The organism is Arthrobacter sp. PTI12, assembly GCF_056679915.1.
Map to the genome: position 1 here is coordinate 2,888,175 of NZ_CM155256.1, position 11,290 is coordinate 2,899,464.

Consider the following 11,290-nt stretch of genomic DNA (forward strand, 5'->3'; position numbering starts at 1 on the left):
CCTTGCGGAACGGTTGATCGGGGTGTCTCTGGACCCACCTGGATTTTGCCAGGGATGAGCCTAAACGCCCGTGCCCGAGGCATTTACCTCCCAGGCGCCGCAGCGCAGGGAAGTACTATGCCGGAGCACGATTGTTTACGAGGTTTCATGCTGACGCTCGAGGTGTACAGACCAAATCTGCACGGAAGGCGCCATACAAACTCAATATCCTAGCACGTATTGAAACGCAAACAGTCCCCCGTTCCGCGAGGAACGAGGGACTGCCGTTGTCGACGAGTCGACAGAGCTTGCCTTTGCGGCCTTACTTGGCCTTTTCCAGGATCTCCACCAGGCGCCACCGCTTGGTAGCGGACAGCGGGCGGGTCTCGCTGATCAGAACCATATCGCCGATGCCGGCGCTGTTCTGCTCATCGTGGACCTTGACCTTGGAGCTGCGGCGCAGGACCTTGCCGTAGAGGGCGTGCTTCACACGATCCTCAACCTGCACGACAACCGTCTTGTCCATCTTGTCCGACACGACGTAGCCGCGGCGGGTCTTACGGTGACCGCGGGCGTCAGCCTCTACAGTGCCGTTCTTCTCTTCACTCATTTGGCATCCTCCTCAGAAGCCTGTGTTTCCACGGACTTTTCGTCCTTTGTGGAGGCAGCCTTGGAACCCTTCGATTTCTTGCCGGCCTTTTCAGTCTTCGCTTCTTCTACCGGGGCTACGACGTCGGGCCGCAGTCCCAGCTCGCGCTCACGCAGCACGGTGTAGATGCGGGCGATATCCCGTTTCACCGAGCGCAGGCGGCCGTGGTTTTCAAGCTGACCGGTGGCTGACTGGAAGCGCAGGTTGAACAGCTCTTCCTTAGCCTTGGCGAGTTCCTCCACCAGACGGTCCTTATCGAACCCATCCAGCTGGTCGGTTGCCAGTTCCTTTGAACCGAGTGCCATGACTATTCACCACCCTCACGACGCACGATACGTGCCTTCAACGGCAGCTTATGGATCGCCAGGCGCAGGGCCTCGCGAGCTACCTCTTCATTGACACCGGAGAGTTCAAAGAGAACGCGCCCCGGCTTGACGTTGGCGACCCACCACTCAGGGGAACCCTTACCGGAACCCATACGGGTTTCAGCAGGCTTCTTGGTCAGCGGACGGTCAGGGTAGATGTTGATCCACACCTTTCCGCCACGCTTGATGTGACGGGTCATTGCGATACGCGCAGATTCGATCTGGCGGTTGGTGACGTATGCCGGGCTCAGAGCCTGGATACCCCACTCACCGAAGCTGACCTCAGTGCCGCCGGTAGCAGCGCCCGAACGACCGGGGTGGTGCTGCTTACGGAACTTCACTCGACGTGGGATAAGCATTTAAGCCTGTCCTCCTTCCGCTGCAGCAGCGGACTCAGCCGGTGCGGACTCGGCGGGAGCAGCGTTAGCTTCACCCTGACCTGCACCGCGATCGGTATTACGACGACGACGGTCGCCTCCGCGATCGCCGCCGCGGTCAGCGCCGGCAGGGCCACGGCCCGGACGGTCTCCGCCACCACGGCCACGCGACGGTGCTGCGGCAGCCTGGGCTGCGAGCTCCTTGGCGGTGACGTCGCCCTTGTAGATCCATACCTTCACGCCGATGCGGCCGAAGGTGGTCTTGGCTTCGAAGAAGCCGTAGTCGATGTTCGCGCGGAGGGTGTGCAGGGGCACACGGCCTTCGCGGTAGAACTCCGAGCGGCTCATTTCCGCGCCGCCGAGGCGGCCGGAGCACTGTACGCGGATGCCCTTGGCACCGGCACGCTGTGCCGACTGCATGGCCTTCTTCATTGCGCGGCGGAAGGCCACACGTGAAGAGAGCTGCTCAGCTACGCCCTGGGCAACCAGCTGCGCCTCGATCTCGGGGTTCTTGACCTCGAGGATGTTCAGCTGAACCTGCTTGCCGGTGAGCTTCTCGAGCTCGCCGCGGATGCGATCCGCTTCGGCGCCGCGGCGGCCGATGACGATACCCGGGCGAGCCGTGTGGATATCCACACGAACGCGGTCGCGGGTGCGCTCGATCTCAACCTTGGCGATGCCGGCGCGGTCCATGCCTGTGGACATGAGCTGACGGATCTTGATGTCCTCGCGGACGAAGTCCTTGTAGCGCTGGCCCGGCTTGTTGCTGTCAGCAAACCAGTGTGACCGGTGGTCAGTGGTGATGCCGAGTCGGAACCCGTGCGGGTTTACTTTCTGTCCCACTTAGCGAGCCTCCACTTTCTCAGGGGTAGCGACTACCACAGTGACGTGGCTGGTCCGCTTCTTGATCTGAAATGCACGACCCTGAGCTCGCGGCTGGAACCGCTTCATGGTCGGGCCTTCATCAACAAACGCTTCGCTGATGATGAGGTCGCCTTCGTCGAACGCCACGCCGTCGCGGTCCGCGAGGACCCGTGCGTTGGCGATCGCCGACTGTACTACCTTGAAAACCGGCTCCGAAGCTGCCTGGGGGGCAAACTTCAGGATTGCCAGAGCCTCATTCGCTTGCTTACCACGAACAAGGTTGACGACGCGCCGGGCCTTCATAGGCGTTACGCGCAGATGACGCGCAATAGCCTTGGCTTCCATTGCTTTCCTTCTCTCGTCTTAGCCGTAGAAACAGGCGCCTTAGCGGCGCTTGCCCTTGCGGTCGTCCTTCACATGGCCGCGGAATGTCCGCGTGGGAGCGAATTCGCCGAGCTTGTGCCCGACCATCGACTCGGTGACAAACACCGGAATGTGCTTGCGCCCGTCATGCACGGCAATGGTGTGGCCGAGCATGTCCGGGATGATCATGGAACGGCGGGACCACGTCTTGATGACGTTCTTGGTGCCCTTCTCGTTCTCGCGGTCCACCTTGACGAACAGGTGCTGATCGACGAAGGGGCCTTTCTTCAGGCTGCGTGGCATGTTTCCAGGCTCCTATCGCTTGTTCTTGCCGGAACGACGGCGACGCACAATGAGCGAGTCGCTTTCTTTGTTGGGACGGCGGGTACGGCCTTCGGCCTTACCGTTCGGGTTGACCGGGTGACGTCCACCGGAGGTCTTGCCTTCACCACCACCGTGCGGGTGATCGACAGGGTTCATCGCAACACCGCGGACGGTCGGGCGAACGCCCTTCCAGCGCATGCGGCCTGCCTTGCCCCAGTTGATGTTCGACTGCTCGGCATTGCCGACCTCGCCGATGGTGGCGCGGCAGCGCACATCAACGTTGCGGATTTCACCGGACGGCAGGCGAAGCTGCGCGAAGCGGCCTTCCTTGGCAACGAGCTGGACCGATGCCCCTGCGGAACGTGCCATCTTGGCACCGCCGCCGGGACGAAGCTCAACAGCGTGAATAACAGTACCCACGGGGATGTTGCGCATCGGCAGGTTGTTGCCGGGCTTGATGTCGGCGCCGGGGCCGGCCTCAACATTGTCACCCTGCTTCAGCTTGTTCGGCGCGATGATGTAGCGCTTCGTGCCGTCGATGTAGTGCAGGAGTGCAATGCGGGCGGTGCGGTTGGGATCGTATTCGATCTCAGCGACGCGCGCGTTGACACCGTCCTTGTCATGACGACGGAAGTCGATGAGACGGTACTGACGCTTGTGTCCACCACCCTTGTGACGGGTAGTGATCTTTCCGGAGTTGTTACGGCCGCCCTTTTTGGGGAGCGGACGCACCAGGGATTTCTCCGGCGTCGACCGTGTGATTTCTGCGAAGTCGGCAACGCTCGAGCCGCGACGGCCCGGGGTTGTCGGCTTGTATTTACGGATAGCCATTTTTCAGTTCCTCGTTAAAGTGGTCTCCGCTCAGCTGAGCGGACCGCCGAAGATGTCGATCGTGCCTTCTTTGAGGGTGACAATTGCGCGCTTGGTGTCCTTGCGCTGTCCCCATCCGAAGCGGGTGCGCTTACGCTTCCCTACACGGTTGATGGTGTTGATCGAGTCGACCTTGACGGAGAAAATCTTCTCCACGGCCAGCTTGATCTCGGTCTTGTTGGAGCGTGGGTCGACCAGGAAGGTGTACTTTCCTTCGTCGATCAGGCCGTAGCTCTTCTCCGACACGACGGGTGCAATGACGACGTCGCGAGGATCCTTGGTGATGGAGCCACTCACTTGGCGTCCTCCTCAGTTGTGATGTCGGCGTCAGCGGCCTGGGCCGTACCCACAAAGGTGTCGTAGGCAGCCTTCGTGAAGATCACGTCATCCGCTACGAGTACGTCGTAGGTGTTCAGCTGATCCACGTACAGCGTGTGGACCTCAACCAGGTTGCGCACAGACAGTGCGGCCTGATCGTTTGAACGCTCGATGACAACCAGCAGGTTGGGACGCTCCGAGATGCCTCGCAGCGTTGCCATTGCGGCCTTGGTCGAGGGCTTCTCGCCGCCGGCCAGTGACTCGATGACGTGGATACGCCCGTTGCGTGCCCGGTCAGACAGGGCACCGCGCAGGGCGGCAGCCTTCATCTTCTTGGGTGTGCGCTGGCTGTAGTCACGCGGCGTGGGTCCGTGAACCACGCCACCACCGGTCATGTGTGGTGCGCGGATCGAGCCCTGGCGTGCGCGGCCGGTGCCCTTCTGCTTGAACGGCTTGCGGCCGGCTCCGCTGACCTCGGCGCGTGTCTTGGTCTTGTGCGTGCCCTGGCGGGCGGCAGCAAGCTGGGCCACGACGACCTGGTGCAGCAGCGGAACGTTGGTCTGTGCGTCGAAGATCTCGGCGGGGAGATCGACGTTCAGAGTCTTGGTAGCCATGACTTATGCTCCCTTCACGGCGGTGCGTACGAGTACGACCTGTCCGCGGGCGCCGGGGACAGCGCCCTTGATCAGCAGCAGCGACTTCTCGACGTCCACAGCGTGAACGGTGAGGTTCAGCGTGGTCTGGCGAACGGCACCCATACGGCCTGCCATTTTCATACCCTTGAAGACGCGGCTGGGGGTGGAGGCGCCACCGATCGAGCCGGGCTTGCGGTGGTTCTTGTGCGCACCGTGCGAGGCTCCAACGCCGTGGAAGCCGTGACGCTTCATGACGCCCGCGAAGCCCTTGCCCTTGGTCTTGCCGATGACGTCGACCTGCTGGCCGGCTTCGAACAGCTCAACGGAGAGTTCCTGGCCGAGCGAGTAGGAATCGACATCGGATGTACGCAGCTCAACGACGTGGCGGCGAGGCGTGACGCCTGCCTTCTCGAAGTGACCTGCGAGCGGCTTGGTGACCTTGCGCGGATCGATCTGGCCGAAGCCGATCTGGACGGCGCTGTAGCCGTCAGCGGCGGCGGTGCGCAGCTGCGTGATGACGTTGGAGTCAGCCTGCAGGACCGTCACCGGTACGAGGAGGTTGTTTTCATCCCAGACCTGGGTCATGCCGAGCTTGGTAGCCAGCAGTCCCTTGACCTGGCGCGTAAGCGAAGTAGACATAGTTATCTTCTCTCCCTTACAGCTTGATCTCGATGTTCACGTCCGCGGGAAGGTCGAGGCGCATGAGCGAGTCGACGGCCTTGGGCGTGGGGTCAATGATGTCGATCAGACGCTTGTGCGTGCGCATTTCAAAGTGCTCGCGGCTGTCCTTGTACTTGTGCGGCGACCGGATAACGCAGTAAACGTTCTTTTCCGTGGGCAGCGGCACGGGGCCTACTACCGTTGCGCCTGCGCGCGTCACCGTCTCAACGATCTTCCGAGCTGAAACGTCAATGACCTCGTGGTCATACGACTTCAGCCGGATGCGGATCTTTTGTCCCGCCATGGCGTCTCGACTCTCTCTCTTCATGTAGAGCGCCACCGTGCGGTGACGTTCCTGGCTACGTACAGTGCGCCTGTTGTTATGGCGCTCCTCCAGCAGGCTGAATCCGGATACTTCCGGGTTCCTCACCCTGCCGAGGCTCCGACCCCCGCGCTCGGGCGTGTCGCGTGTCTTCTGCAAAAGAATGCGAAGAATCCCGCATAGAACCGAGCTTGTCGATTGGGGTGGGTTATATTTGGGCCAGCTTCCGCGGCGGATGCGACCCTGCGCCAGGCATTATCCTGACCGGGACTACAGCTCAAACCGCGCGCACAGGCGCTTGAACAACTCATTTAGTCTGCCAGATTATGCAGCACATTGCGAATCCGGCCCTGTGTCAGCTTGCCCACACGCCGTCCGGGTGCTAGCGGGAACGCACACCCTCGCGTCTCAGGGCAAGCTTGGCCAACCGCTCCAGGTCCGCTGGGTCACCTTGCCGCCAGGCGCGGACCGGGTCAACGGACACCTTCTGAAGCTGGGAGGGCTTCGCAAGGACCAGGGCCCGCAGCGCAAGGAGCTCCATCCCCCCGGCCTCGCGGCTCAAACGCCGCGTCCGTGTTGACCGTACAACGAACTGCACCCGGGGAACCAGCCAGAGCGGAAGGAGGACCAGGACCGGGAGCACGAAGATAGCCCACCCCACGACGGCCGCGGCCTGCGCAACCGAGTTCTGCTGGTCCTGGCCGGCATTAATGAAAAATGCGCCGGCTTCCGCAGCGCTCAGGAAAGGCGCGCTTGCCTGGTCCCCGATGAGGGGCACTCCCCCGATGCGCTCCGCAGCATCACTCATCGACGAGTGGAAACCGATCCCGGCATCTTCCATGCCGCGCCCGAACACAGCGAGTCCCGAAACAGCTTCGAAAGTCGCGCGCGAGAAAAGCCAGGCGACGACGACGACAGCTATGGCACATAGATCGGTGAGGACCTGCCAGCCGCGCTGCAGGGGGACGCTTGAGTAAATTTGCACCGGATAACTCTACGGCAGAAAGACGAAAGGCCCCGCTGCGTAACGCAGCGGGGCCTTTCCAGGTAGTTCAGGAACTACTTGTTGATCTTGGTAACGCGACCTGATCCAACGGTGCGGCCGCCTTCGCGGATAGCGAAGCCGAGGCCTTCTTCCATGGCGATGGGCTGGATGAGCGCAACGGTCATCTCAGTGTTGTCGCCAGGCATGACCATTTCGGTGCCCTCGGGGAGGGTGATGACACCGGTGACGTCAGTGGTACGGAAGTAGAACTGCGGGCGGTAGTTGGAGTAGAACGGGTTGTGACGACCGCCCTCGTCCTTGGCCAGGATGTAGACGTTGGCCTCGAAATCGGTGTGCGGGGTGATCGAACCCGGCTTGACGATAACCTGGCCACGCTCTACGTCTTCGCGCTTGATACCGCGAAGCAGCAGACCACAGTTCTCGCCGGCCCAGGCCTCGTCGAGCTGCTTGTGGAACATCTCGATACCGGTAACCGTGGTCTTCTGAACCGGACGGATTCCGACGATCTCGATTTCCGAGTTGATCTTCAGGGTTCCACGCTCGGCGCGGCCCGTGACAACGGTTCCACGACCGGTGATGGTGAAAACATCCTCAACCGGCATCAGGAACGGCTTGTCCTTGTCGCGGACGGGGTCCGGAACGCTGTTGTCCACAGCATCCATCAGGTCCTCGACGGACTTGACCCACTCGGGGTCCCCTTCGAGAGCCTTCAGGCCGGAAACGCGCACCACAGGTGCATCGTCGCCGTCGAAGCCCTGCGCACTGAGCAGCTCGCGAACTTCCATCTCCACGAGGTCGAGCAGTTCCTCATCCTCGACCATGTCGGACTTGTTCAGCGCGACCAGCAGGTAGGGAACACCAACCTGGCGGGCAAGCAGAACGTGCTCGCGGGTCTGGGCCATCGGGCCGTCGGTCGCAGCAACCACAAGGATTGCTCCGTCCATCTGCGCGGCACCGGTGATCATGTTCTTGATGTAGTCAGCGTGGCCGGGAGCGTCTACGTGTGCATAGTGGCGCTTCTCGGTCTGGTACTCAACATGCGAGATGTTGATGGTGATGCCGCGCTGCTTCTCCTCGGGAGCCGAGTCGATGGACGCGAAGTCCCGTGCCTCGTTGAGGTTGGGGTACTTGTCATACAGCACCTTGGAAATGGCAGCCGTCAACGTGGTCTTTCCATGGTCAACGTGACCAATGGTGCCGATGTTAACGTGCGGCTTAGTCCGCTCGAACTTTGCCTTCGCCACGGGTTCCTCCTAGAACGTTTTTAGAAGACTTACTCCCCAGCCACGCTTTTCGCGGCTGAAACTCATGCAAGTCTACTGGGGGCTTTTATTTTGGTGAAATTACTGTCCGGACGAGCCGGGATTACTCTCCGCGAGTCTTCTGGATGATCTCGTCGGCTACTGCCTTCGGGACCTCCGAGTAGCTGTCGAACTGCATTGAGTAGACAGCGCGGCCCTGGGTCTTCGAACGCAGGTCGCCGATGTACCCGAACATGCCGGACAGCGGCACATGCGCCTTGATGACCTTGACACCGCTTGCGTCCTCCATGGACTGCATCTGGCCGCGGCGGGAGTTGAGGTCGCCGATCACATCACCCATGTATTCCTCAGGCGTGCGGACTTCCACCTCCATCAGCGGTTCGAGCAGCACGGGCTTTGCCATGCGGGCAGCTTCCTTGAACGCCATGCGACCGGCGATCTTGAAGGCCATTTCGGAGGAGTCAACATCATGGTATGCGCCGTCAAGCAGCGTTGCCTTGATACCGACCACCGGGTAGCCAGCCAGGATGCCGTCGTTGAGCGCGTCCTGGATGCCGGCATCGACACTCGGGATGTACTCGCGCGGAACGCGGCCACCGGTGACCTTGTTCTCGAAGGCATACATCTCGCCCTCGGACGTGTCCATCGGCTCGATCCTGATCTGGATCTTCGCGAACTGTCCCGATCCACCCGTCTGCTTCTTGTGGGTGTAATCATGCTTCTGCACAGTGCCGCGAATGGTTTCACGGTACGCGACCTGCGGCTTGCCGACATTGGCCTCGACCTTGAACTCACGGCGCATACGGTCCACCAGGATGTCCAGGTGAAGCTCGCCCATGCCGGCGATGATGGTCTGGCCAGTGTCCTCGTTGAGGGACACCTGGAAGGTGGGATCCTCAGCCGAAAGCTTCTGGATAGCAGTGGAAAGCTTCTCCTGGTCGCCCTTGGTCTTCGGCTCGATCGCAACCGAGATGACCGGCTCCGGGAAGCTCATCGACTCGAGGACGATCTGGTTGGCCGAATCAGACAGGGTGTCACCGGTAGTGGTGTCCTTCAGTCCGATTGCCGCGTAGATGTGACCAGCGAAGGCTTCGTCAACCGGAATTTCCTTGTTGGCGTGCATCTGGAACAGCTTTCCGATGCGCTCCTTCTTACCCTTGGTCGAGTTCACAACCTGCGTGCCGGCCGTGACATGCCCGGAGTACACCCGGACGAACGTCAGCTGACCGAAGAACGGGTGGGTTGCAACCTTGAATGCCAGCGCCGAGAAGGGTTCCTCGGTGCTCGGCTGGCGCGTCAGCGCGGTCTCCTCGTCGCGGGGATCGTGCCCGACCATGGGAGGCACATCCAGCGGGGAAGGCAGGTAGTCGATGACGGCGTCGAGCATCGGCTGAACTCCGCGGTTCTTGAAGGCAGAGCCGCACAGTACCGGGTAGATCTCCGAGTTGATGGTCAACTTACGGATACCGGCCTTCAGCTCCTCGATGGTGGGCTCTTCGCCCTCGAGGTACTTGTTCATCAGCTCATCGGAAGACTCAGCAACGGCCTCGACCAGGGCTGCGCGGTATTCCTCAGCCTTGGCCTGGAGGTCAGCCGGGATCTCCTGGATCTCATACTTGGCGCCCATGGTCACGTCACCCTTGGAGTCACCGGGCCAGACAAGTGCACGCATGTACAGCAGGTCGACAACGCCGATGAAGTCATTCTCGGCGCCGATCGGCAGCTGCATGACGAGCGGCTTCGCGCCCAGGCGGCTGATGATGGTGTCCACGGTGAAGTAGAAGTCAGCGCCCAGCTTGTCCATCTTGTTGACGAAGCAGATGCGGGGCACTTCATACTTGTCCGCCTGGCGCCAGACGGTTTCGGACTGGGGCTCTACGCCCTCCTTGCCGTCGAACACAGCGACTGCGCCGTCGAGGACGCGCAGGGAGCGCTCAACCTCAACGGTGAAGTCGACGTGACCGGGGGTGTCAATGATGTTGATCTGGTTCTGTTCCCAGAAGCAGGTCACCGCGGCACTGGTGATGGTGATGCCGCGCTCTTTTTCCTGTTCCATCCAGTCGGTCGTTGAAGCGCCGTCGTGCGTTTCGCCGATCTTGTGGTTGACACCCGTGTAGAACAGGATGCGCTCGGTAGTAGTGGTCTTGCCGGCATCAATGTGGGCCATGATGCCGATATTGCGGACCTTGTTGAGGTCGGTAAGCACGTCCTGTGCCACGGTGTCTCCCTTATCTAAGGTGGAGTTCTGCTGGACCGCCGGTCCCCCGCACCGCCGAAGCGGTAGGAAAGACCGGCAGCGCGATTACCAGCGGTAGTGAGCGAAGGCCTTGTTGGACTCGGCCATCTTGTGCGTGTCTTCGCGGCGCTTCACAGCGGCACCCAGACCGTTTGAAGCGTCGAGGATCTCGTTCTGGAGACGCTCGGTCATGGTCTTCTCGCGGCGGGCCTTCGAGTAGCCAACCAGCCAGCGGAGGGCCAGGGCGGTGGAACGGCCCGGCTTGACCTCCACGGGAACCTGGTACGTGGCTCCACCGACACGGCGGGAGCGAACCTCAAGGCTTGGCTTGACGTTCTCCATGGCCTTCTTGAGAGCTGCCACGGGATCGCCGCCGGACTTGGCACGGGCACCTTCGAGTGCGCCGTAGACGATGCGCTCGGCGGTGGACTTCTTGCCGTCAACGAGCACCTTGTTGATCAACTGCGTGACCAGGGGGGATCCGTAAACGGGATCTACAACGAGCGGCCGCTTGGGGGCCGGGCCCTTACGAGGCATATTACTTCTTCTCCATCTTTGCGCCGTAGCGGCTGCGAGCCTGCTTGCGGTTCTTCACGCCCTGGGTATCCAGTGCGCCACGGACAATCTTGTAACGCACACCGGGGAGGTCCTTCACACGACCGCCGCGCACGAGCACGATGGAGTGCTCCTGGAGGTTGTGGCCGACACCCGGGATGTAGGCGGTTACTTCGATGCCGCCGTTGAGGCGAACACGTGCGACCTTCCGCAGAGCCGAGTTCGGCTTCTTCGGGGTGGTGGTGTAGACACGGGTGCAGACACCGCGCTTCATGGGGCTGCCCTGCAGTGCGGGCGCCTTGGTCTTGGAGACCTTAGGTGACCGGCCCTTACGGACCAGCTGGTTAATGGTAGGCACTTCTCAGTTCTCCGTATGTTGTCTCGAGATCAGATCTCTGCTGACTCCGCATCGCACCGCCGGCGCGCGGCCGGTTGGCGAATCAGAGCTTGTCAGTCGTTTGGCGTGCCTACGCGAGATAAGAGTAAAACGACCGTAGGCGTGCAA

The 11,290-nt window shown here is 61.5% G+C and carries 16 protein-coding genes; all 16 read right to left on the reverse strand.

Going from position 1 to position 11,290, the window contains the following annotated elements; translation table 11 throughout:
* Positions 1 to 301 precede the first annotated feature (301 nt).
* A complete protein-coding gene (rpsQ, locus tag AC1MBU_RS13775) occupies positions 302 to 589 on the reverse strand; it encodes a 30S ribosomal protein S17 (protein WP_056544030.1) in 288 nt (95 codons plus the stop codon).
* Positions 586 to 933, reverse strand: coding sequence for a 50S ribosomal protein L29 (gene rpmC, locus AC1MBU_RS13780; RefSeq protein ID WP_056544026.1), 348 nt, complete (start codon positions 931 to 933; stop codon positions 586 to 588). The genes rpsQ and rpmC overlap by 4 nt, the downstream gene beginning before the upstream one ends.
* A 2-nt stretch (positions 934 to 935) precedes the next feature.
* Positions 936 to 1,352, reverse strand: a complete 417-nt coding sequence (gene rplP, locus AC1MBU_RS13785) for a 50S ribosomal protein L16 (protein WP_056544024.1) — start codon at positions 1,350 to 1,352, stop codon at positions 936 to 938.
* Positions 1,353 to 2,213 carry a 30S ribosomal protein S3 gene (gene rpsC / locus AC1MBU_RS13790; RefSeq protein ID WP_056544021.1) on the reverse strand — a complete coding sequence of 287 codons (861 nt, stop codon included), beginning with the start codon at positions 2,211 to 2,213 and terminating at the stop codon, positions 1,353 to 1,355. It lies immediately after the preceding gene.
* On the reverse strand, positions 2,214 to 2,579 hold the full coding sequence (gene rplV / locus AC1MBU_RS13795) for a 50S ribosomal protein L22 (RefSeq protein WP_056544018.1): 366 nt from the start codon (positions 2,577 to 2,579) through the stop codon (positions 2,214 to 2,216).
* A 39-nt stretch (positions 2,580 to 2,618) separates the two neighbouring features.
* Positions 2,619 to 2,900, reverse strand: a complete 282-nt coding sequence (gene rpsS, locus AC1MBU_RS13800) for a 30S ribosomal protein S19 (protein ID WP_011692805.1) — start codon at positions 2,898 to 2,900, stop codon at positions 2,619 to 2,621.
* Between the two features lie 12 nt (positions 2,901 to 2,912).
* Positions 2,913 to 3,752: a 50S ribosomal protein L2 gene (rplB, locus tag AC1MBU_RS13805; protein WP_056544015.1), complete on the reverse strand. Its 840-nt coding sequence runs from the start codon at positions 3,750 to 3,752 to the stop codon at positions 2,913 to 2,915.
* Between the two features lie 30 nt (positions 3,753 to 3,782).
* Positions 3,783 to 4,088 carry a 50S ribosomal protein L23 gene (rplW, locus tag AC1MBU_RS13810; RefSeq protein WP_056544012.1) on the reverse strand — a complete coding sequence of 102 codons (306 nt, stop codon included), beginning with the start codon at positions 4,086 to 4,088 and terminating at the stop codon, positions 3,783 to 3,785.
* Positions 4,085 to 4,723: a 50S ribosomal protein L4 gene (rplD, locus tag AC1MBU_RS13815; protein ID WP_277359144.1), complete on the reverse strand. Its 639-nt coding sequence runs from the start codon at positions 4,721 to 4,723 to the stop codon at positions 4,085 to 4,087. The genes rplW and rplD overlap by 4 nt, the downstream gene beginning before the upstream one ends.
* Before the next feature lie 3 nt (positions 4,724 to 4,726).
* Positions 4,727 to 5,383 carry a 50S ribosomal protein L3 gene (gene rplC / locus AC1MBU_RS13820; RefSeq protein WP_056544007.1) on the reverse strand — a complete coding sequence of 219 codons (657 nt, stop codon included), beginning with the start codon at positions 5,381 to 5,383 and terminating at the stop codon, positions 4,727 to 4,729.
* A gap of 16 nt (positions 5,384 to 5,399) precedes the next feature.
* Complete coding sequence (gene rpsJ / locus AC1MBU_RS13825) at positions 5,400 to 5,708, reverse strand: 30S ribosomal protein S10 (RefSeq protein ID WP_003803825.1); 309 nt, start codon at positions 5,706 to 5,708, stop codon at positions 5,400 to 5,402.
* Positions 5,709 to 6,108: 400 nt separating this feature from the next.
* Complete coding sequence (locus AC1MBU_RS13830; protein ID WP_479787578.1) at positions 6,109 to 6,711, reverse strand: hypothetical protein; 603 nt, start codon at positions 6,709 to 6,711, stop codon at positions 6,109 to 6,111.
* 74 nt (positions 6,712 to 6,785) lie between these two features.
* Positions 6,786 to 7,976, reverse strand: coding sequence for an elongation factor Tu (tuf, locus tag AC1MBU_RS13835; protein ID WP_056544003.1), 1,191 nt, complete (start codon positions 7,974 to 7,976; stop codon positions 6,786 to 6,788).
* 121 nt (positions 7,977 to 8,097) lie between these two features.
* On the reverse strand, positions 8,098 to 10,212 hold the full coding sequence (gene fusA, locus AC1MBU_RS13840) for an elongation factor G (protein ID WP_056543999.1): 2,115 nt from the start codon (positions 10,210 to 10,212) through the stop codon (positions 8,098 to 8,100).
* A gap of 84 nt (positions 10,213 to 10,296) precedes the next feature.
* On the reverse strand, positions 10,297 to 10,767 hold the full coding sequence (rpsG, locus tag AC1MBU_RS13845) for a 30S ribosomal protein S7 (RefSeq protein ID WP_056543994.1): 471 nt from the start codon (positions 10,765 to 10,767) through the stop codon (positions 10,297 to 10,299).
* A gap of 1 nt (position 10,768) precedes the next feature.
* A complete protein-coding gene (rpsL, locus tag AC1MBU_RS13850; protein ID WP_026531947.1) occupies positions 10,769 to 11,143 on the reverse strand; it encodes a 30S ribosomal protein S12 in 375 nt (124 codons plus the stop codon).
* Positions 11,144 to 11,290 lie beyond the last annotated feature (147 nt).